The sequence below is a fragment of the Arthrobacter sp. SLBN-100 genome (assembly GCF_006715305.1).
GTDB lineage: Bacteria > Actinomycetota > Actinomycetes > Actinomycetales > Micrococcaceae > Arthrobacter.
In genome coordinates this window covers 4169924-4190687 of sequence record NZ_VFMY01000001.1, presented here as the reverse complement: position 1 = coordinate 4190687, position 20764 = coordinate 4169924, and the positions used below count along the sequence as shown (strand labels likewise).

At 66.4% G+C, this 20764-nt stretch carries 23 protein-coding genes; 7 read left to right on the top strand and 16 right to left on the bottom strand.

The window, feature by feature from the left end; translation table 11 throughout:
* The first annotated feature begins 130 nt into the window (after positions 1-130).
* The gene (locus tag FBY31_RS19355; RefSeq protein WP_142044256.1) at positions 131-886 is read left to right on the top strand and encodes an alpha/beta fold hydrolase; all 756 of its coding nucleotides are present in this window, start codon (positions 131-133) and stop codon (positions 884-886) included.
* 12 nt (positions 887-898) lie between these two features.
* Here FBY31_RS19355 and FBY31_RS19350 read toward each other — a convergent pair whose 3' ends face one another.
* Positions 899-2176 (bottom strand): S8 family serine peptidase, encoded by a 1278-nt coding sequence (locus FBY31_RS19350; RefSeq protein WP_142044254.1) that lies wholly within the window; start codon positions 2174-2176, stop codon positions 899-901.
* A gap of 147 nt (positions 2177-2323) precedes the next feature.
* Here FBY31_RS19350 and FBY31_RS19345 point away from each other — a divergent pair, with 147 nt between their 5' ends.
* Together FBY31_RS19345 and FBY31_RS19340 are read left to right on the top strand one after the other, a co-directional pair.
* The gene (locus tag FBY31_RS19345; RefSeq protein WP_235013140.1) at positions 2324-2737 is read left to right on the top strand and encodes a hypothetical protein; all 414 of its coding nucleotides are present in this window, start codon (positions 2324-2326) and stop codon (positions 2735-2737) included.
* A gap of 43 nt (positions 2738-2780) precedes the next feature.
* Positions 2781-3563: a GntR family transcriptional regulator gene (locus FBY31_RS19340; RefSeq protein WP_142044252.1), complete on the top strand. Its 783-nt coding sequence runs from the start codon at positions 2781-2783 to the stop codon at positions 3561-3563.
* Positions 3564-3579: 16 nt separating this feature from the next.
* On the opposite strand, the gene FBY31_RS19335 is transcribed toward FBY31_RS19340, so the two are convergent.
* The 3 genes from FBY31_RS19335 to FBY31_RS19325 all read right to left on the bottom strand — a co-directional run bounded on the left by FBY31_RS19335 (position 3580) and on the right by FBY31_RS19325 (position 7426).
* Positions 3580-4848 carry a S8 family serine peptidase gene (locus FBY31_RS19335; protein WP_142044250.1) on the bottom strand — a complete coding sequence of 423 codons (1269 nt, stop codon included), beginning with the start codon at positions 4846-4848 and terminating at the stop codon, positions 3580-3582.
* Positions 4849-4973: 125 nt separating this feature from the next.
* Positions 4974-5957, bottom strand: a complete 984-nt coding sequence (locus FBY31_RS19330) for a nucleoside hydrolase (RefSeq protein ID WP_142044248.1) — start codon at positions 5955-5957, stop codon at positions 4974-4976.
* Positions 5958-5986: 29 nt separating this feature from the next.
* Entirely contained in the window at positions 5987-7426 is a 1440-nt protein-coding gene (locus FBY31_RS19325) for an MFS transporter (RefSeq protein WP_142044246.1), read from the bottom strand.
* A gap of 141 nt (positions 7427-7567) precedes the next feature.
* Between FBY31_RS19325 and FBY31_RS19320 the strand changes: the two genes are divergently transcribed.
* From FBY31_RS19320 to FBY31_RS19310, 3 genes are all read left to right on the top strand, one after another.
* Complete coding sequence (locus tag FBY31_RS19320; protein ID WP_142044244.1) at positions 7568-8434, top strand: ribokinase; 867 nt, start codon at positions 7568-7570, stop codon at positions 8432-8434.
* Positions 8431-8931 (top strand): GNAT family N-acetyltransferase, encoded by a 501-nt coding sequence (locus FBY31_RS19315; protein ID WP_142044242.1) that lies wholly within the window; start codon positions 8431-8433, stop codon positions 8929-8931. The genes FBY31_RS19320 and FBY31_RS19315 overlap by 4 nt, the downstream gene beginning before the upstream one ends.
* A 239-nt stretch (positions 8932-9170) precedes the next feature.
* The gene (locus FBY31_RS19310; RefSeq protein WP_142044240.1) at positions 9171-9620 is read left to right on the top strand and encodes a DUF4383 domain-containing protein; all 450 of its coding nucleotides are present in this window, start codon (positions 9171-9173) and stop codon (positions 9618-9620) included.
* 164 nt (positions 9621-9784) lie between these two features.
* Here the strand turns inward: FBY31_RS19310 and FBY31_RS19305 are convergent, their stop codons facing one another.
* The 6 genes from FBY31_RS19305 to FBY31_RS19280 all read right to left on the bottom strand — a co-directional run bounded on the left by FBY31_RS19305 (position 9785) and on the right by FBY31_RS19280 (position 14496).
* Positions 9785-10495 carry a LiaF transmembrane domain-containing protein gene (locus FBY31_RS19305; protein ID WP_142044238.1) on the bottom strand — a complete coding sequence of 237 codons (711 nt, stop codon included), beginning with the start codon at positions 10493-10495 and terminating at the stop codon, positions 9785-9787.
* A 163-nt stretch (positions 10496-10658) separates the two neighbouring features.
* A complete protein-coding gene (locus FBY31_RS19300) occupies positions 10659-11324 on the bottom strand; it encodes a CPBP family intramembrane glutamic endopeptidase (RefSeq protein WP_142044236.1) in 666 nt (221 codons plus the stop codon).
* Positions 11325-11388: 64 nt separating this feature from the next.
* A complete protein-coding gene (locus FBY31_RS19295) occupies positions 11389-11718 on the bottom strand; it encodes a hypothetical protein (protein ID WP_142044234.1) in 330 nt (109 codons plus the stop codon).
* 48 nt (positions 11719-11766) lie between these two features.
* A complete protein-coding gene (locus tag FBY31_RS23460) occupies positions 11767-12471 on the bottom strand; it encodes a hypothetical protein (RefSeq protein ID WP_235013139.1) in 705 nt (234 codons plus the stop codon).
* A 123-nt stretch (positions 12472-12594) separates the two neighbouring features.
* Positions 12595-13377, bottom strand: a complete 783-nt coding sequence (locus FBY31_RS19285) for an SDR family oxidoreductase (protein ID WP_142044232.1) — start codon at positions 13375-13377, stop codon at positions 12595-12597.
* A 183-nt stretch (positions 13378-13560) separates the two neighbouring features.
* Positions 13561-14496: a hypothetical protein gene (locus FBY31_RS19280; protein WP_235013138.1), complete on the bottom strand. Its 936-nt coding sequence runs from the start codon at positions 14494-14496 to the stop codon at positions 13561-13563.
* Positions 14497-14831: 335 nt separating this feature from the next.
* Between FBY31_RS19280 and FBY31_RS19275 the strand changes: the two genes are divergently transcribed.
* On the top strand, positions 14832-15239 hold the full coding sequence (locus FBY31_RS19275) for a hypothetical protein (RefSeq protein WP_142044228.1): 408 nt from the start codon (positions 14832-14834) through the stop codon (positions 15237-15239).
* 120 nt (positions 15240-15359) lie between these two features.
* Here the strand turns inward: FBY31_RS19275 and FBY31_RS19270 are convergent, their stop codons facing one another.
* The 6 genes from FBY31_RS19270 to FBY31_RS19245 all read right to left on the bottom strand — a co-directional run bounded on the left by FBY31_RS19270 (position 15360) and on the right by FBY31_RS19245 (position 20761).
* On the bottom strand, positions 15360-16124 hold the full coding sequence (locus FBY31_RS19270) for an HpcH/HpaI aldolase family protein (RefSeq protein ID WP_142044226.1): 765 nt from the start codon (positions 16122-16124) through the stop codon (positions 15360-15362).
* A 72-nt stretch (positions 16125-16196) separates the two neighbouring features.
* Entirely contained in the window at positions 16197-17174 is a 978-nt protein-coding gene (locus FBY31_RS19265; RefSeq protein ID WP_142044224.1) for an aldo/keto reductase, read from the bottom strand.
* Positions 17174-18067: an ATP-binding cassette domain-containing protein gene (locus tag FBY31_RS19260; RefSeq protein WP_142044222.1), complete on the bottom strand. Its 894-nt coding sequence runs from the start codon at positions 18065-18067 to the stop codon at positions 17174-17176. The genes FBY31_RS19265 and FBY31_RS19260 overlap by 1 nt, the downstream gene beginning before the upstream one ends.
* Positions 18064-18912, bottom strand: a complete 849-nt coding sequence (locus FBY31_RS19255; protein ID WP_142044220.1) for an ABC transporter ATP-binding protein — start codon at positions 18910-18912, stop codon at positions 18064-18066. Before FBY31_RS19255 ends, FBY31_RS19260 begins: the two co-directional genes overlap by 4 nt.
* Positions 18909-19829 (bottom strand): ABC transporter permease, encoded by a 921-nt coding sequence (locus FBY31_RS19250; RefSeq protein ID WP_142044219.1) that lies wholly within the window; start codon positions 19827-19829, stop codon positions 18909-18911. Before FBY31_RS19250 ends, FBY31_RS19255 begins: the two co-directional genes overlap by 4 nt.
* Entirely contained in the window at positions 19826-20761 is a 936-nt protein-coding gene (locus tag FBY31_RS19245; RefSeq protein ID WP_142044217.1) for an ABC transporter permease, read from the bottom strand. Before FBY31_RS19245 ends, FBY31_RS19250 begins: the two co-directional genes overlap by 4 nt.
* Positions 20762-20764 lie beyond the last annotated feature (3 nt).

The window sequence follows — 20764 nt, the reverse complement described above, 5'->3', positions numbered from 1 at the left end:
CTCAGCAGACCGCCGCAAATTTGGTTGCCTTAGGTCAGGTATAGCACCCAGGCGCCGGTTTGTGGATGGCCGGGACTGGGCGTTTCCGCAGGTGGTAGCGGGGTTGGCCGTCCCGGCGTAGCATTCCGCCATGGAACGGGTTCGGGTCATCCTTCTTCCCGGGAGCGTGCTCCCGGCCCAGCCCGCTTACGGTGCGCTTCTCGAGTCGCTGGGGCCGGATGTCCAGGCCGTCGCCAAGGACCTGGAACTCTATGAAGGCGACGCTCCCCCGCCCGGCTGGAGCCTGGACACCGAGATCGACGGCATCCTGCGGGAAGCGGACGCCCGCGGCTGGGAGGCGTTCCACCTCGTGGGGTATTCGGGCGGCGGATCGGCGGCGCTGGCCTTCACCGCCAAGCATGGCGACCGCCTGCTCAGCCTGGCCCTGCTGGAACCGGCGTGGGCCGGAAGCTGGGACTGGAGCCCGGCGCACGCCAACCTGTGGAAGCAGTACGACCAGCTGAACGACCTGCCGCCCCAGCAGTTCATGCCAGCCTTCATGCGGCTGGGAGTAAGGCCCGACGTCGTCCTTCCGCCACCGCCGCCGGGTCCCCCGCCGCCGTGGATGGCAAAGCGGCCGGCCGGCATCAGGGCGTTCGTGGAAACCTTCAAGTCCTATGACCTGGACCGGGCCCGGCTGGCCGCCTTCACCAAGCCCGTGCTCTTTATCCTCGGCGGCAGAAGCAACCCTGACGACTACGCGGATAATGCGGAGCGCCTCGTCCGCGTTTTCCCGGACTTCCGGCTGGAGGTGTTTCCGGAGCGCCACCACTTCGATCCCCCGCACCGGATCGAGCCGGACCGGGTGGCCGCCATGCTGCGGGAACACTGGCAGCGCGCTGCATGACTACAACGGTGCCTAGACTCCAGGGTCTGTACCGCCCACTGCCCGGTAGGCGTTCACGCGGCCATATGCCCAGGAACTTCCGGTGCCCGTAATCTTTTCGGCCGTGGACTCCACCTTTGCGCGGACGGCTGCGTTTGAGGTGCCGGCAGCTGTGCTCCAGGTGAGTGCAGCAACAGCAGCGACGATGGGCGAGGCCATTGAGGTGCCGCTTTCGATGTCATAACCAGGGGACCGGCCGTTTTGGCTCACGAGGACCGAGCCGCCGACCGGGAACGTCGAGTACACGTTGACACCCGGAGCCGCCACGTCCACCCACTTGCCGTAACTGGAGAAGGATGCTTTGACGTCCTTGTTGTCTGTGGCCGCCACCGCAATCACCTTGGAGTATGCGCCAGGGTAGACCTGTGCCTGGGTGCCGGCGTTCCCGGCGGCGGCAACGATCACCACCCCTGCGGCCCACGCCTTGTTGACGGCAGCTTCGAGGGTTCTGGATGAAACGCGCTGGCCCAGGCTCATGTTGATCACTTTCGCACCATGGTCCACCGCCCAGTCGATGCCATTGGCAATGCCCGAGCTCGAGCCGGACCCGTTGTCGTTGAGCACTTTGACATCCAGGATGTCGCAGTCCGGGCAGACGCCGGCCACGCCCATGGAGTTGTTGTCAATGGCGGCGACGATACCGGCGACGTGCGTGCCGTGGCCGTATTTGTCGTAGTCCTCGGGATGACCTGGACGGATTTCGGTGCCACTTAAGTTGACCCGATCCACAACCTGCGGCGAGATGTCGTCGTGGTCGACGGCAACACCTGAATCAATGATGGCAACCCTGGTGCTGTTTCCTCTGGTGAGGTTCCATGCTTCGACGGCGTCGACGTCGGCGTCCTCTTTGCCCACGGACACAGTTACTGTTGCGGCGGCGTTCGTGAATGACTGGCCATGGTTCTCCAGGGCGTACTGGCGGTCAAAGTACGGGTCCGTGTCAGCGGCAGTAACCACCTCGTCCGGCTCCGCGTATTCAACGGCCCGGTTCCGGCTCAGCGCTTCGATGAGCTGCAGTTCCTTGCCCGCCGGCACTTTGATGAGTCGGGCGCCGGTGCGGCCAATGCCGTCCCCCTCGCTGAGGCCATGCTGGCGCAGTATGCCTGCCGCGGCGCCGTTGTCGCGGAATTTCACCATGATTTGCCCCTTTATGTGGGCTGGCTGGGCGGCTGCGTTGCCCGGGAGCGCAAAGGTCACGGCACCGAATGCCATCATGATGGCTGCGAAACCAGCCATAACAATATTTGTCATGGCGTTATCTTGCTTTAACCTGCACTACGCGGCTAGGGGTAAAAGCCCCAAAGGATGCACTACGTAGCTAGGGGTAAAGGCCCCAAAGAATGCGCGCCACGCGCAGATGAAGGACCTGGCACCAGCCTGCGCATTGCACATGGGCAAATGCTTGAGCAGCACCGGCAGGTGACACAACGCCTCGCGAACATCGAGCCGGTCCGCCTGCGCTGGATGCAGACGGCAGATGTTGAAGTTGGCCGGGAACTCGCGGAGCGTTACGAGGACCTGAAGGCTGTCCTCAACATTCACCTGCGCCGCGAAGTCACCGAGGTCATGCCCGTCGTGGACAGGGTGCTGACCGAGAAGGAAATGCAGGAGGCAGCCCAGCACGGGATTGATCAGCTCGACAAGAAGTTCCTGGTGGGCTACCTCGGGATGATGCTGGCCACGAATCCGTCCCAAGACCGGAAAGAGATGTTCAAGGAGATCCCCGCCCCGGTCCGCCTTGCCTACCGTCTCCACCGGGCGGGACGGGTTTCGACAGGCTCAACCACCGCTGCTTGTCCAACAAACATGTAGCACTTGTTAGGCTGGGAATCCCCAGACTAAAGCGAGGCATAACGTGCATCAGGACGCGGCCCGGTTCCTGTCCCAGCCGGTGGTGGCCCAGCCCGGCTCCCCCCTCCGCGTCGCGGTGTACTCCCGGATTGCTGAGGCCATCCGCAACGGCTTCCTCACGCCCGGCTCCATGATCCCCACTGAAACGGAGCTCGGCGCGGACATGAAAGTCAGCCGCACCGTGGTCCGCGAAGCCCTCATGCTGCTGGAAGAGGACGGACTCATCCGAGCGCGGCGCGGCGTCGGACGCTTCGTTTCGGATACACTGCCCCGCATCGGCATCGAACGCATCCGCCCCTTCGAGGAAGTCCTCGCCGGTCCCGGCCAGCAGCTCGAAGTCAAGCGCACGCAGGTGGTCCGGCAGGCCGCCTCCGAGTTCGTCGCCCCCGGCATCGGCGTCGAGCCAGGCACCGACTGCTGGCTCTGGGAATCCGTCCTGATCAGGGACGGCGAGGCCATCGCCCACCTCCAGGAGAACGTCTCCGCCCAGCCCGTCAGCGTCGGTAGCAGCCCCGCCGCGCCCTTGGAGATACAGGACGACGGCGGCACCAGCCTGCTTGCCGCGCTCAACAACCAGTTGGGCCGGCTGCCAGGCCCGGGCGAGTGCCAGATCAGCCTCAGCCAGGTGGGCCCCAGCCGTGCCAAGCTGCTGGACCTCCGCCCGTCCGACCCCGTACTGGTCCTCACCCAGTTCGTTCGGTACGGCAACCAGCCGTTCTACCTGGCCAAGTGCCTGATCGCGGCCCGGGCCGGGCACCTGTCCGTAATGCAGTCCCTCCAGTCCTGACTGGCCGCGTCCAGCGCTATTTGCAGCCACCAACAGCTTTGCAGGCGTTCACACGGCCATACGCCCAGTAGGATTCCTGGCCGGACTTCTTCTCGGAGGTAAATTCCACCCTTTCCCGCACTGTCTTCGGGCTTGCATCAAGATCGGTGCTCCAGACAAGCGCAGCAGTGGCAGCAACGATCGCTGAGGACATCGATGTCCCGTTGCCGACGTCGTACCCAAGCGAGCGGTTGTACTGCGTTCTAAGGACGAAGTCGTGGTTCGGGAATGTTGAGTAGACGTTGGCTCCGGGCGCCGCGACGTCCACCCAGCTGGATCCGTAGGTTGAGAATGATGCCTTGGAATCCGTGTTCTCGGTGGCGCCAACCGCGATGACATTAGGGTATGCGCCCGGGTAGATCTTGGCCTGGTTGCCGCCATTGCCTGCTGCAGCAACAAGCACCGCTCCCTTCGTCCATGCGTTGTTCACGGCGGCTTCGAGGGTGCGTGACGCCCGCACTCCAAGGCTCATGTTGATCACCTTGGCGCCGTTGTTGACGGCCCAGTTGATCCCCTCCGCAAGGCCTGAACTCGACCCAACGCCACTGTCGTTCAGAACCTTCCCGGCCAAAACCGTGCAGCCCGGGCACGTACCAGCCACGCCCCTTGTATTGTTCGCCGTCGCGGCAACGATGCCAGCCACATGGGTGCCGTGGCCGTAGTAGTCATTGGCGACCACGTCCCCGGTCTTTGTTGCCGAACTGCTGAAGTTCCCCCGAAGTACAACATTCGGGTTGATGTCAGGGTTGTCACTTGCCACACCGGAATCGAGTACGGCAACTACGGTGCCGCTAACCGTGGGGACGTTCCACGCTTCGACGGCGTCCACATCCGCGTCAGGTTTACCCGCAGCCATGACGAGCTTATTGACGGTGTTATTAATAGCCTGGCCCGTATTTTGCAGCGCGTACTGGCGAGGGAAATACTCGTCAGAGGTGGCGGCAGTAACCACATTGTCGGGTTCGGCGTAGTCCACTGCCGGGTTCCTGCCCAGCGCGTCCGCAAGCTGGAGTTCCTTGCCGGCCGGAACTTTAACGAGGTGTGCTCCCGTGTCCCCGATCCCTGGGCCATCAGTCAGCCCGTGCTGGCGCAGGACGCCCGCCGCGGCTCCGTTGTCCCGGAACTTCACCATGATCTGCCCGGCGACATGGGACGGATCAGGTGCGGCACTCCCCTGGCCTGCGAAAGTAATGGTGCCGAACCCCATAATTGCCGCCGTGAGACCGGCGATGAAGAGTTTTCTCATGCGGGCAATTGTTCCGCCATCCTGCAAGCACTGGATAGGGGCAAAGCCCCTAAACCTCCGGCACATTCCACAGGCTCAGCTGGTTTCGGCAGGCCCAACCACCGGCTCAGCTGGTTTCGGCAGGCTCAACCACCAACAGGCTCAACCACCGGTTGCAGCGTCAGCAGCGTCTCCACCAGATGCGGGGCGAAGTCCTCCTCCAGCGACAGCACCACGCGGCACCGCGCTCCGGACTGCTGAGGGTAGCCCGCATACAGCCCGCGCATGTCGCACACGGTTTGCCCGCGGCCGGGCCCGGAGGAGGTGTCGACGGCGGCGCGCACCACCGGTGCGACGGCCGCCTTGACAGCACCAACAGCGAGCGCGGCCGCCAGTGGATCGTGCATGGCGGAGCACGGCCGGCCGTAGATGTCCTCGTAGAACCGGAAGTAGTAGCCGAGCATCTCCCCCAGCGCCCGCGGCACCGGACCCGAAGACAACAGCAGCTGCTGCCGGTGCGGCTCCTCGAGAACGGACGCCATGGTCACGTCCAGCGGCACCAGGGTCACTTCCCAGCCGGCGGCCAGGACCAGGGCGGCGGCCTCGGGGTCGTTGAAGATGTTGGCCTCGGCCACCGGGGAGATGTTGCCGGGGGCGAGTGCGGCTCCGCCCATGATGGTGATCGAATCCACCAGGGACGGCAAGGAAGGCTCCAGCCGGAGCGCCTCGGCGATGTTGGTCAGCGGGCCGATGGCGAGCACCTTCAGCGCGCCGGCATGGGCGTGGGCCAAACGAACCAGCATCTCCGCGGCGGTTTCCGGTACCAGGGAGGCAGAGGCCGCGTCCAGCACAACCTCGCCGATTCCGTTTTCGCCATGCACCCACGGCGCCCCTCCGGCGAAGGAACCGGCGAGCGGGTCATGGGCGCCGAGGGCCACGGGGATGTGGGCGTGGCCGGCGAGCTGGAGCAGGTCCAGGGTGTTGCGGGCGCCGACGGCGGCACTGACGTTGCCGCTGACGGTCCCGATGCCCATTACCTCGGCGGTGGGGGCGGCCAGCAGGTAGGCCAGGGCGAGGGCGTCGTCGATTCCGGTGTCGCAGTCCAGGTAGAACGGGTTGGTGGCGGTCATGGCGGTGGTTCTCTTTCGGTTGAAGCGGGTTAGACGGTCTGGCCCTTGGGGGCGGCGACGAAGAGGCTGACGATGAACGCGGCGGCGGTGATGGCTACCGAGATCCAGAGGGCTGTTGCGTACCCGGCTGCCGTGGCCTGCGCGGCGAACGGTGCCACGAGGACGACGCCGAGGCTCGCCCCGATGCCGAAGGAGGCACCGTTGATGCCGGGCAGGGCGGCCGGGGCCTCCTTGGGTGAGAGGAGCACCGAGAGTCCGTTGATGGCGGTGAGGAAGAAGCCGTTGTAGAAGATGCCCAGGGCCGCGACGGCGATCAGCACTGCGGCCTGGTTGTCGGAGAAGGTGGCGGCAACGATGGCGCAGGCCAGGCTGAGTCCTGTGCCAAACCGGAGGGTCTTGATCCAGCCGCGGCGGTCCGCCAGCCAGCCGGCCAGCGGGGCGGCGAAGACGCCGATGAGTGCTGCCGGGGTGAGGAACAGCAGCGCCGAGACGGACGCGCTCAGTCCGAAGCCGCCGTCGGGGTCCTGGCTGAGCAGCACCACCGTGAAGTTGATGATCGCGAAGATGCCGGCGAGCGTCAAAACGGTGGTGGCGATGACCGGCCACACCTGGCGGGAACGCAGGTGGTGGACGGCGATCAGCGGGTGGCTGCGGCGTTTCTCGATCATCCAGAAGGCGGCGAAGGACGCCACCGTGCCGGCCAGCAGGGCGAGGGTGGAGGGCGCGGTCCAGCCGACTGCCGAACCGTCGGAGACGAAGTAGGTGATGAACACCAGGAAGAGCGAGAGGGATCCGGCGCCCCACCAGTCCATGGCGCCGCCGACGCCGTGCGGACGGCCCTTCGGTACCATGCGGATGATGCACGTGGCCGCAATGGCGGTGAGGACCAGGACGACGACGAAGATGGACCGGAAGCCGAGCGTTTCGGCCATCAGCCCGCCCACGTAGCCGTCAACGCCGCCGATCCCGCCGTTGATGGCGGCGATGATGCCCACGGACGTGCCGAAGACCTTGGCCTGGAGGTTCTCGCTGAGCACAATGTAGGCGAGCGCGAAGACGGCGCTGGAGACGCCCTGCAGGAACCTGCCGGTGACGAGCAGCGGCAGCGTAGGGGCTGTAATGCAGAGGATGGTTCCGGCTGCCATGATGCCGAGGACCAGGAGCAGCGCGGCGCGGCGGCCGATGAAGTCGCTCCACCGGCCGATCACGGGCCCGGCGATGGCACCGGCCAGGAAGAACATTGACTGGACGGGCGCGGCACTGTCCGCACCCTGGCCGAACTCTGCGGCGATCTGCGGCAGTGCAGGGGTAACCATGCTGGCGTTGAGCTGGAAGGACAGCACGCCGAGCAGCAGCGTGCTGATCAGCAGGGCCGCGCGGCGGCCGGTAAATTTCGCGGCGTCGGCGGCAGGGACGGTGCCGGCGGGCGAGGCTTGTGCCGGGGGCGCGGCGGGGGTTGGGGTGTTCACATCAAACTCCTTTGTTTCTGCAGGCCGTCCTGCGCTTGGGATGTGAGTTGTTATACAACCATGTATGACGGACAAGTACAACCGTGCCGTAAACTATTTCCTAATCCGGCCGCTTCCGGCTCCACCCCTCTAAGGAATCTCATGAGCAACCAACTTCCTGCCCTCACCGTTGTCGGCAGTATCAACCTGGACCTGATCGCCACCGCCGAACGGCTCCCCACCGCGGGCGAAACCATCGGCGATGCAGTCCTTTCGGAGCAGCCGGGCGGCAAGGGCGCCAATCAGGCCGCGGCAGCAGCCCGGCTGGGAGGAAGCGCCCGGATGGTGGGTGCCGTGGGCGGCGACGCCCAGGGGCGGAGGATGCTGGACGCCTTGGCAAGTGCCGGCGTCGACACTGCCGACGTGGCGGTCCTGCCGGAATCGACGGGGACCGCACTGATCGTGGTGGACCGCGACGGCGAGAACCAGATCGTGGTGTGCCCGGGCGCCAACTCCCACCTGTCCCTTGAGGGCGTGGACTTCGGCCCGGGCGGGACGGTGCTGTGCCAGCTGGAGGTGGGCCTGCCTGTGGTGCTCGAGGCAGCCCGGCGGTCCAAGGGCTACTTCGTCCTGAACGCGGCGCCCGCCATGGACCTGCCGGCGGAGCTGCTGGAGCGCTGCGACCTGGTGATCGTGAACGAGAGCGAGTATGCCCTGATCCCGGCGCTCGCGTCGGCCAGGCTGGTGGCGGTGACGTATGGCGGCGACGGCTCGGCGATGTTTGAGCACGGGCGGAAAGTGGCCGAGGCTCCGTCGGCCTCGGTGGCGGTGGCGAACACCATCGGCGCCGGGGATGCCTTCTGCGCCGCCTTGGTACTGGCCCTGCAGCAGGGACTGGACTATGCACGGGCGCTGGCAGTGGCCAATGCCGTGGGTGGGGACGCGGTGGGCGATCCCTCCTCCCAGCCGCAGTTGGCACCGCTGGGCAACTACGTTGAGCGGGCCGCCGCAACCGTGGGCGCGAGGTGAGCCTTGCGTTCAGGCGGGCAACGCCGTCGGACTTTCCGGACGTCCGCCGCATCACCCGCGAAGCCTACCTGCACGCCGGGCACTTCGCAGCGGACCACCCTTACATGGGCGTTCTTGAGGATGTGGAGCACCGGGCCGAGCATGCGCAGGTTTGGGTGGCGGAAACGGCCGGGAAAGTAGTGGCCGCGGTGACGCTGACGTTCGCCGGCCAGCCGTACAGCGAGATCGCCAGGGACATGGAGTTGGAGTTCCGCATGCTGGCCGTGGATCCGGCGTGCCAGGGCGGCGGGCTGGGACGGGCGGTGGTGGGAAAGGTGATGGAGCACGCCCGGCAGCTCCCCGGCATCGAGGCAATCAGCATCACCAGCGCCACATTTATGAAACGCGCCCATGGCCTTTATGAGTCGCTCGGCTTCCGCCGCGTCCCCGAGCGGGACTGGTACGTCCCGGGCGGGGACGTGCTGCTGTGGGTGTTCACGCTCGAACTCAGTGGTTGAGCCTGGGCCCACGCCCGCAGGGTTCCCTGGCCGAGCTTGCGCGGTTAGGGTGCGGGTGGGGAGCGAAACCCGCCGGCACGCGCCATTTAGTGCGGCCGGCACCGAAAGAGTTCAAAAAACTTTTCCCAACCGAGCCATCCGAAACGCGGTAGGGCCCGAATAGCTGGCATAACCCTTTGGGTTAGCAGGTAAAGGCCTGCTCTTCCATAAATCCCGTATATCGCATTCAGGAGATCACCATGGCAACTCACACCGGCACGGGCACGGCGGCCCGCACCAACGTCCAGAAGGCATCGATGGCTGTCGGCGCCGTGTTCCTGCTGGTCGGCGTCCTGGGCTTCGTTCCGGGCATCACCAGCAACTACGACCAGCTGGCCTTCGCCGGCCACGACTCCGAGGCCCTGCTGCTGGGCCTCTTCCAGGTCTCGGTCCTGCATAACATCGTCCACCTGCTGTTCGGGGCAGCCGGCATTGCCTTCGCAAGGACCGCCACCGGCGCCCGTTCCTACCTGCTCTACGGCGGCATCATCTACCTGGTGCTCTTCGTCTACGGCCTGGTCATCCCCCAGGATTCCGACGGAAATTTCGTGCCGCTGAACAGCTTCGACAATATCCTGCACCTGCTGCTCGGCGTCGGGATGGTGGCCCTGGCCCTGGTCCTCACCAAGGGCCACAAGGCACGCGCCTAAGCCACTCGCCAGGCGGCAGACCCCGCGCAGACCCGCATCAATACAGGTCCATGGCCCCGGCCGCAGCTCCGGCTGTTGCCGGGGCCACGGACGTTTTCGGCAACAAACACTGCAGGCTTGTTGGGTAACACGTGGCGGCCCGGGCCTGGCCGGGCCGGGTAGCCTTAGCCAACGGTGGGGCCAGGGCTGTGCGTCTTGCGCCGTCCGTCGCGGTGGGTAAGGTAGGCGTAAACCATCAGGGTGATCCCCGCCAGGATCATGACGGCCGGGACCACCAACTCCAGGGATATGAGCAGCGCCGTGGCCTGGAGCGCGAAGATCACTCCCAGCACAGCAAGAACGGCGGCCGGAATCAGCGGCCACGTCATCCGCCCGGCGTGAACGGAAGTGCCCCCGTGACCGGAGGCCCGGATCGGGACAAAGGCAATCACGCCGAAGGTGGCCGCCAGGCCCAGGAACAGGATCGCCGCAACGGGCATGCCCTGGAGCTCGCGCGGGAGGGCCACGATAAGTGCCAGCGTGAACATCACCCCAGAGGGGATCAGGGCCCACCAGTTGGCCTCTTCGCGGAGGTAGGTGGCGGCAAATCCGGCACCCATGAAGACGAACAGGAACGCGGCACCCCATTCACCCTGCGTAAGTTGCGTGGTGGTGACCACCGCGGCCAGGCCCAGGAACACCGAGCCGGGGATTGCCGCCCACCAGTTCTCCCGGCGGCGGGCGAACAGGGACAGGAACAAGACCCCCACCGCCGCGAAGATCAGCGGCGCCACAACGGATACGGTGTCCATCACGCCGAGCCGGTCCAGCAGCAACAGCACACCCGACGCAATGAGGACGGTGCCTGCGATGATGCTTGCGTTTGCCGATTTCACCCTGTGCCTCCCGGGATCCGGCAGGCGGCCGTGCGCCACCCTGCTTATCTCAGGCTAGGCCGGGGCCGGTACCCGAAGTAGGGCACAAAGCCCCCGCCGCCAGGGAATTTGGCAGGCTCATCCACCGGCAACGGATGCGGCGCGTCCGCCTCGGCAGGACCTGTCAGGTGGGCTCCGGTGCAGGAAGCCAGACATCCCGGGCGACGCGGACGCCGCAGGAATCCGTGGCGGCGTGGGCAATGGACACTGCCAGGAGCGAGCCGCTGCCTTGGGCCGACCATCCGTAGCCGAGGCCGATCAGGCCCGCGCCGAGCAGCACCGGCCAGCGTCCGCGCGGATGGGGACGCACGGACAGCGGGACCAGATGCCACACGGTGAAACACAGGGAGGGCCAGAGCCAGCCACGGACCTTCCGGCCAGGGAAGACCGCCAGGGGCACACCCCGCCACAGCGCCTCCTCGGCGAGGGCGTTGGTGACCCCGATGCCGACGGCGGCCAGCGCCGCCGGCAGTCCGGCCTTCCTGGCATTCGGGATCAGTTCGGTGGCGACGGCGCCGGCCGGCGGGATGAGCAGGACACTCCACAGCAGCACCTTGGACCCCGGCGAGGGGCTGCCGGCTGACTTCCACAGTTCGGCGAGCCGACGGCGGCCGGCAACTGCAGTGGCCAGGCTCCAGCAGAGTGCCCAATAGACGGCGAATCCTGCCTGGTAGCCGCGCCGCTGCCCGAACCTTCGCACGCTGTAGGTGAAAACCGGGAGCATCGCTGCAGGTACTGCTGCCGGCAGCACTGTCGCCGCCACCCGGCGCCACCTGTCTGTTTGCCGCATTCTGTGCCCTTCAGAAAAACCGGGTGCGGACCCATGCAAGGATCCTGCCAACAGGCGCACATCCTCAGCCGGAGGGTTTCTGCGCCCGTCCCTCGGTCCGCGCGCGCCTTCGGACCACGTACCGCGCCACAAGGGCGGCAACGAGGCCGGCGAGAGTCACCAGCTGCACTTCGTCGAAGGACAACCCGTCAATGTTCGGCTGCAACTCCCGCTCGGTCGCCCAGCCAAAAAAGACTTCGCTAACCAGGATCCCGGCGCAGAAATACAGGATTGCCGAGAAGAGCCACAACCATCGGGTCAACCCTTTGCCCACGATCAGGTGGGCAACAAGGCCGAATCCCAGCGACATGGCCGCGAGCAATCCCAACCCTGCGAATCCCAGGTCCCAGTTCATTACGGTCTCCTTGCGCCGCTTTCCAGTCCGCCGGCTCCCTCGGGTTCGCTACTTAAGGCTGAGTACCTCGTCAATGGGGCGGCCGTTGACGAACACCTGGGCGCTTGTGGCACCGGCAGCGGCCATGGCGGTGTACTCCAGCTGCGCCTTCGCGCGCGGGATGTCGCAGACACCTCCGAGCATGAACTGCCCGGTGAGCCAGATGGTGATGGTGCTGCCGTTCAGTTCCCCGCCCACATACGTGAGGTTCGACTGGTACAGGACGTTCACGAGCCCCGAAAGGCCCACGTCGCGGCTCTTGTTCGCGAGCAAGGTCCCGATGCTGGGGCCCACCTGGTCCGTGAAGCGGACCGGCGCCGTGGTGGTGGCGACCAGGCTGTCGCCGCAGCCGATCCTGGGTCCGGAGATCCCGTTGTCATCGATGGCGACGTAGTAGACGGTCAGCGGGGCGACCTGCTCCGGGAGCCCCGGGGCAGTAGGTTCCTCTGTCGCCGGCGGGCTCGCGGCTTCGGACGACGGCGGGGCGGCCGTTGTGGAGGCAGGGGCGGCCGACGTCGTGCTCGGCGCGGTGGGGCCCGCCGTCGTGGTGGTTGGGCTCGCCGTCGTGGTCGCCGTGGCGGTGGAAGTGGCCGCGCTGGTCGGGGCGGCAGAGCTGCTCGTGGGGGCTGGGGCGGGAGGGCCGAAACAGCCTGTGAGCACGATCAGGCCGGAGAGCCCGAGAATGCCGAATGCCGAAAGCCTGGCTCTGGTCATGATGCCCCCTTGCGTGCGGGCCCCGCCGTTGCGGCACCCACTTTCAAGCTACGCCTGAGGGTTCATCCGGAACAGGGACTTAAGTCCGCTGTTGAGGGAGGGCCGACGCGCCGGGTGCGGTGCTCACCAGACGGAGTCTCCCCGCAGGACCGCGTCGCTGCCGCCGTCGACGTAGATGATCTGCCCGCACAGGTGCGTGTTCTCCTCACTGTTCAGCCAGGCCAGCAGGCGGGCGACGACGATAGGCTCGGCGATGCCGTTCAGCGGCATCGGGACGATTCCCAGCAGCGCTCTGCGCCGTGCTGGAGTGGAGATCAGCTCAGCTGTCATGGGGGTGACGATGATGCCCGGCGCTACTGCGTTCAGCGGGATCCCGGCCCCGGCCCATGCTGTTGTGGCGGCTTGACGTCGGACCCACCGCGAGAGCGCCAGCTTGGTCGAAGCGTAAATGAGCTGGCCGGTGGTGGTCGGCTCCTTGGCCAGGACCTGGGCGCGGGCCAGGGCTGCCGTCTCGTCCCCGGCGGCAAGCAGGGCGACGAGTTCGTCGTCGCTTGCCATGAGGGCTGCCATCGATGAGACGAGGACGGCCCGCGGGGACTCTGACCCGGCCAGAAGGGGCCGGAGCCCTTCAAGCGTGGCGACGCTGCCGAAAAAATTCACGGCTACAGTGGCGGGGGCCATGACGGCCACACCAGCGATCGCGTAAATCGCGTCGATCGAGCCGCCGCTGAGCCTGCCCGCCTCCTCGACCAGGGCCCTGCGCCCTTCTGTTGTGGAAAGATCCACCAGCACGTCGGCGTCGTGGATGTCGGCTCCGATAACGCGTTCACCCCGGTGCTCGAGCAGCTCCTTTGTCGCCTTGCCGATGCCCGAGGCAGCGCCTGTGACAACACATATGCGAGGCATGATGCCTTCTTTCCCTGGCCCGACAACGTCCGGCTCCATCTTGCCCGGCGAGCCCTCCGCCCGGGCAGAGTCCAAAGACCCGCAGATGAGTGCCGAACCAACGGTGCAGGAATGCGGGCCGGGCCGCAGGCCGACTTTGGACGAGTCCGCCAGCAGGTCGGCAGTTGACTGCGGCGCAGGCTTTTACTGCGGTGCCGAACGCGTGCCTTCGTCCGTACTCGAGCCTGACGTTGCAACGAAGTTCCAGTCGAAAGACCCGTCGTGCCGCAGTGTCAGCCGAAGGAAGCCGTGCGTGTCACTGAACCGCTTCTCGATGTACGGCGGGCTGGTGAGGAAGGAGCGGAGAGCCGTACCTCCAGTGGAAACCTGGAACGCAGTCATCCCGTCACTGACGCACTCATCATCGTTGTTCACCGGACAGGACCGTTCGTAGTTGTGCTGCGATCCAGACAGGGTCAGCCGGACCCGGTGCTTCCACATCACGTCGATCCAGGGTTTGTGATCGGCAGCCCGCTCATGTTCGTCCGTGTTCGATGTGAAGTACGGCTCGTGGTACACCACTGCCAGATGCTTACCCGCCGCCTTGGCAGCAGCCAGGTCGTTGTCCAGCCACGCCGTTAGATTCTGGGCCTCTGCAGGGTTGTACCGCCAGAGCGCGGACGACAGGAAGGCAAAGTGCCAGTCCCCAAAGTCCTTCGAGTAGGGTTTCCCGTTCCTGATGAATCCCCGCTCCTGGTTGATCGCAGCCTTTGCTGTAGACCCGGGGCACTGGCCATTCATGAAGTTGTCGAGGTCTTCGTTGCGGCCGGGTTCCCAGTCGTGGTTTGGGGCGGACACCCAGTACAACTTTGGTTTCGTGCCACCCCACAGCTGATCCCAGTACTGCACGTAGTCTTCGCAGTACGCCGTGGAGTACTGGAAGTCCCCGAGCCCCAGGAACGCGTCAATCTCATCGTTCTCCACGAGCTGGGTGATCGCAGCACCGTTCCTGCCGGACGGGCTATCAGGCGAATAGTTCTTGTAGTCGTTCATGTCACCCACAGCAGCGATCCGGACCTCCGGAGGGCTGGTGCAACCTGCGGCAGAGACCGCCAGGAGGGCCGCAGCGGTTGCGGCCAAAATGCGGAAGGCTCTAAGAGGAGGGAGGGCTGGCTGCACCCGGCACCCCCTTCAAGTAGCCGGACCACTTGTCGGCCTGCGATAGACAGCGAGGCGCGCCGGCACCTTGATAATGCTCAGCGCTGGACCGGCTGTCAAGGGGTGCGCGATGCCCATGAAGGCAGCCACCACCGCTGACGTCCGTGGATGTCCTGGCGGAACCCGTTCGAATTCGGCGCGCGCGTTTGAGCAGCGGCGGCAGCAACGGCTAACGCGTTGACGGCGATTTACGCAATCGTTATGATTTATTCACTGCGTGCTGGGGAGCCCGACCAAGAAGCGGAAGGACCCCCACGATGAACCGTTTGGCCCGATTGGTCGTCGCCTCTGGCGCTGGCCTGGCCCTCGCCCTCACTGCCGCGCCCGCCCAGGCGGCGCCGCCGTCCGACCCGGGCAGCAACGGCGCTTATGTGGAACGCACCAAATACAGCAGCCCTTACGGGTCATTTGACTACCGCACCGTGACTCAACAGCATGGCGAAAACCACTACGTGATCAACAACCGCGAGCAGCAGACTTTGGACAATGGCTCCAACCAGTACTCGTCCGACTGGAAAACGCACGAGATAGCGAACGAAAAGGTGTCAAAGTTTAGTAGCCACAACACGTTAACCGAGAATGGCGAGACCTGCCGCATGAACTCCTTGTCGGTCGTCACCAACGACGTGATTCGCAGGGACACGTCGGACTTCTGCGGCCTTTGACGTGGCGGCAGCCGGCGGTTGAGCCTGTCGGAACCTCGGTTGCGGGTTTCGACAGGCTCAACCACCGGGGCGGGTTGCGGGTTTCGACAGGCTCAACCACCAGAGCGGGTTTCGGCAGGCTCAACCACCGGAGCGGGCAGTGGCCAGATGGTTCGCGGCCGCGATCTCCAGGTGCGTGAGGTCTGAGGCCACGGTGACGAACGTGAAGCCCTCCGAGATCCGCTGGGCGGCAATCTCGCCGCTCGCCGTATGGATGGCGGCGATGACGCCGGCGTCCTGTGCTGCCTCGCGGATGGTCACCAGGGCTGCGTTGAACTCCTCGGCCACGTCGGGATCGTTCGGGAACTTGCCGCCCACCGCCAGGCACAGGTCGGACGGGCCGATATACACGCCGTCGATCCCCGGTACCGCGCAGATCTCCTTGACGTTTTCCAGACCTTCGGGTGTTTCAATCATGGCCAGGCACAGCACGGTCGCGTCGGCCTCGGCGGGTACGGGTCCGATCCGTAGCGCCGACCGCATGGGGCCGTAGGACCGCATTCCGTGCGGCGGATAGCGCACGGCCCGGACGGCGGCGGCAGCTTCCTCGGCGTTGTTGACCAGCGGCACGATCACCCCGGCGGCCCCGGCGTCGAGCGCCTGCCCGATGAACGCCGCGTTGTTGGACGGAACCCGGACAATCCCCGCAGCCCCGGCGGCGTCAATTGCCATCAGGCCGTGCAGCCACCCGGAGTACCCCATCAGCCCGTGCTGGGCATCCAGCGCCACGTAGTCATAGCCCAGCCGCGCCACCCGCTCGGTGGACACCGGCGAGTCCAGCACCACCCAGTATCCGATGACGGGCTCATTGGCTCGGGCTTTGGCTGCGAACGATGCGGCAGTCATGGCAGTTTCCTCTTCAGTCGGTAACGAGAGTTGGTAACGAAAGTTCAGCCGGGCAGTAAAGGCAGGCAAAGGTCAGCGGTTGTACTTGGGCATGGGCCCGCGGATTTCTGCGGCCACGGCATCGCACGCCGCCACCACGTCCTCCGGCAGCGGGCCCTTCGCGGCCGCGGCGATGTTCGCCTGCAGCTGTTCCAGCTTGGAGCCGCCCAGCAGGACGGAGCCCACGCCGGGCTTGCTCAGCAGCCAGCGGAAGGACAGCTCCGGCAGCGGCAGGCCTGCGCCGTCCGCGATCTCGGCGAGCTGGCGCACGGCGTCAAAAAGCCGGGGGTCCCAGTACCGCTGCTTGTACATCTCGGCCAGCCGCGAGGTGCCGAACCGGCCTTCGGCGGGCGACTCCGTGAACGAGTGCTTGCCGGTGAGGAGTCCGCCGCCCAGCGGGTTGTAGACCATGGTCAGCAGCCCGCTGTGTTGGGCGAACTCCAGGTACTCGTCCTCGATGCGCGTGGCCAGCAGGTTGTACAGCTGCTGGGCCACCACCGGCCGCGGCACCCCGGCGGCGTCGGCGGCGGTGTTCAGCTCGCTGATCTGCCAGGCGGCGAAGTTGGACACGCCCCACGCGCCCACCTTGCCGTCGCGGATCAGCTGCCCGACGGCGTCGAGCGTTTCTTCCAGCGGCGCCTTCCGGTCCGGCTGGTGGAGGTAGAAAAGGTCCAGCCGGTCCGTGGCGAGCCGGCGGAGGCTGCCATCGACGGAGCGGCGGATCCCCTCGGCTGACAGCGGCGAGTTGTCCCCCGCGTCCGGGTGCGGCATCCCGGCTTTGGAAGCCAGCACGACGGCGTCCCGGTGCGCCGGGAGGAGCTTCGCCAGGATTTCCTCGCTGGCTCCGCCCGCGTAGCCGTTGGCGGTATCCACCACCGTAATCCCGGCCTCGAGCGCGGCGGCCAGCATGCCCGCCGCCACCTCCTCCGATGCGGTGTCGCCGAAGGTCATGGTACCCAGCGCCAGTTGAGAGATGGGAAGCTCCAGGCCTGCCACCGTGGTTCCCTGCATCAGCTTGCTTCCTCCATCAGTACGGGTTCGCCCTGCAGCGCTACCTTGTTCAGCCTTGATACCACTTCACGGGGCTTGCGTCCCGTCATGGTCAGCGGATCCAAAGCCGCTGCCCGCAGCGCCCGCGTGTAGGGATCCTGCGGGCGGGTGAGGACCTGTTCGGTGGGCCCCTGCTCCACGATCTTCCCCTTGGACATCACCAGCACATGGCTGCTGCTTTCCCGCACCACGCCCAGGTTGTGGCTGATCATCAGGTACGTGAGCCCGCTGTCCCGCTGGATGTCCGCGAGGAGTTCCAGCACCTGCGCCTGGACCGAAACGTCCAGCGCGCTGGTGGCCTCATCACACACCAGCAGTTCCGGCTTTGAGGCCAGGGCCCGGGCGATGCCGATGCGCTGCCGCTGCCCGCCGGAAAACTCGGCCGGCCGCCGGCCCAAGGCGGACGCGGGCAATCCCACCTGGTCGATGAGCTTGGCCGCTTCCGCCCGGCGTTCCTTGCCGGACCGGATTCCGCGCAGGGTCAGCGGCTCGGCCACGATGTCCTCGGCCGTCAGGTGCGGGTCCAGCGACCCGTAGGGATCCTGGAAGACCATCTGCACCTTGGCCCGGAGCGGCCGCAGCTGCCGTGCCGGCATCCGCGCGATGTCCTGGCCGTTGACCAGGATCTCCCCCGAAGTGGGCGTGAGCAGGCGGACGATCGCCTTGGCGATGGTGGACTTGCCGCAGCCGGACTCCCCCACGATGGCCACGGTGCTGCCGCGTGGAACGTCGAAGCTGACATCCTCGACGGCCCGGAAGCTGGTGCGGTGCACGGCGTAGTCCACCGTGAGGTTCCGAACCGACAGCACCAGGTCCGTCCCGGCAGCCGCAGGCGTATTCAACTGGGAACTCATGATCGTGCTCCATCCAGGCTTGCGGGGCTTGACTCAACCCCGGGGTGCGGTTCGCCGTCCCAGTGGCCCAGTTTGGGCACCGCGGCCAGGAGTTTTTTGGTGTATTCGGTCTGCGGGTGCTCCACGATCTGCTCCACCTCGCCGCTTTCCACGAACCTGCCATCCTTCATCACGTGGATCCGGTCAGAGACCAGCCGGGCCACGCCCAAATCGTGCGTGATCATCAGGATGGCCACGTGCGTCCGTTCCTGCAGTTCCATCAACAGGTCCAGGATGCCGGCCTGCACGGTGACGTCCAGGGCACTGGTGGGTTCGTCGGCCACCAGCAGCACGGGGTCGACGGCGAGCGCCATGGCAATGAGGACGCGCTGGAGCATGCCGCCGGAGAGCTGGTGCGGGTACTTCTTCAGCTGAGCCTCCGGTTGCGGGATGCGCACCTGCCCCAGCAGCTCCACGGAGCGGCGGTTCAGGTCGGCCTTGGACGCGGGGCCTTTCCGCAGGATCGCCTGCCCCAACTGCTTGCCGATGGTGTGCACCGGGGACAGCGCCGTCATGGCGTCCTGCGGGATAAGCGCCACGGACCGGCCGCGCAGCTTCGCGAACTTCTTCGGCTCGGTCACCACGTCCACCCCGTCCAGCACGGCGTGGCCGGAGATGACGGCGAGGTCGTCCGGCAGGAGCCTCAGGAGGCCCATCGCCGTCGTACTCTTGCCGGAACCTGACTCACCGATGATGGTGACGGTCTGCCCGGCGTCGATGGAGAAGGAGATGCCGTCCACGGCGCGGATCACGCCGGCGGTGGTCATCAGTTCAACGGAAAGGTCCCTGACCTCCAGCACGCTCATGCGGTTGCTCCCTTCCGGCGGCGCACGCGGTCCCGCAGGCCGTCGGCCAGCAGGTTGACCCCCACCACCAGGGTGGCGATCACGGCACCGGGGAGGGTGACGATCCACCAGGAGGTGGTGATGAAGTCCTGCCCGTCGGAGATGATCCGGCCCCACGTGGCGAAGGGCCGCTGCGGGCCGGCGCCGAGGAAGCTCAGCGCGCTTTCCATCAGCACGGCCGTGGCCAGGAGCAGCAGGACCACCACAATGACCTGGTTGATGACGTTGGGGATGATGTGCTTCACCAGCGTGGTGATCTGCGGCAGGCCCAGGACTTTCGCGGCCTGCACGTAGGGCTTTTCGCGTTCCACCAGCACCAGCGAGCGGGTGAGGCGGGCCGGTTCCGGCCATTGGGCGATGGCGATGACGAACGTGATCACGGGGACGGAGGGGCCGAACAGCGCCACCACCAGCAGGAGCATCATCAGCAGGGGCAGCGAGAGCTGGGCCTCGATCAGGCGGGAGACCACCGCGTCCACCCAGCCGCCGAAGAACCCGGCCAGCGCGCCGAGCACCACGCCCACGATGCCGGAAATGACGACGGCGAGCACCCCGATGGTCAGCGACACCTGGCCGCCGTGCAGCACGCGGGAGAGGATGTCCCGGCCCAGCTGGTCGGTGCCGAACAGGTGGCCACCGCTCAGCGGCGGCAGGAAGCGGGAGGTGATGGCCTGGGCATCGACGTCGGGCAGCGGCAGGACCTGCGCCAGGATGATGGGCAGGACCACGACGGCGGTGAGGAAGCCTCCCAGCACCATCTTCACCTTGGCCGAGCGCTCCCGCCGCGCCGCGGAGGAACGCCGGAGCAGCTGCCTGGTGACCGCCGTCGGCCGTTTCATGGCCTGGGCGGCGAGCGGGATTTCGTTGACGGTACTCATGCCACGGACACCTTTCCAAGCCGGACGCGGGGGTCCAGCAGCGGGTAGCACAGATCGATCAGCAGCTGGACGCCGACGGCGAGGACCGAGGTCACCAGTACCGTGGCCTGGATCAGGGGGTAGTCGCGGGTTTCCAGCGCCCGGACCACCAGCGAGCCGAGGCCTGGCCAGTTGAACACCACTTCCACCACCACCACGCCGTTGAGCATGCCGGCGAACCTGGTCCCCAGGGCCGTGAGGATGGGGATGGAGGAGTTGCGCATGGCGTAGGCCCAGGTGAGCTTCTGCTCGCCGGTGCCGCGGGCCCTGGCCACCGTGAGGTACGGGGCTGCCATGTTGGTGCCCACCTCCCGGCGGACCATCCGGGACACCAGGGCGATCTGCAGGATGGCCACCGTGGTGACCGGCAGGACCACCCCGGACCAGCTGGTGAAACCGGAGGACGGGAAGATGGGGAACACCACGGCGAACAGGGTCAGCAGCATGATGCCGATCCAGAAGTCCGGCATGGACTGCCCGGCGATGGTGAGGACGTTGACGCCAAGTTCGCGCTTGGTGTCCGCGCGCTTGGCCATCCAGACCCCCAGCGGGATGGCTACCACGATGGCCAGCAGGATCGCGAGCACCGCCAGGAAAATGGTGTTCGGGAGCCGGGACAGCACCACTTCCAGGGCCGGGGCCTGGAACGAGTAGGACTTGCCGATGTTTCCGGCGCCGAGCTCCTTGAGGAAGATGCCGTACTGGGTGATCAGGGGTTCGCTGAGCCCCATGGAGGTGCGGATTTTTTCGAGGTCCCCGGTGGTGGCCAGCGGCCCGGCCAGGGCGTAGGCCGGGTCGCCGGGTGCCATGCGGATCAGGACAAAGACTGTGGACACGGTCAGGAAGATCGTGAGCAGGCTCTGGCCCAAGCGCTTGGCGACATATGGAAGCATGGG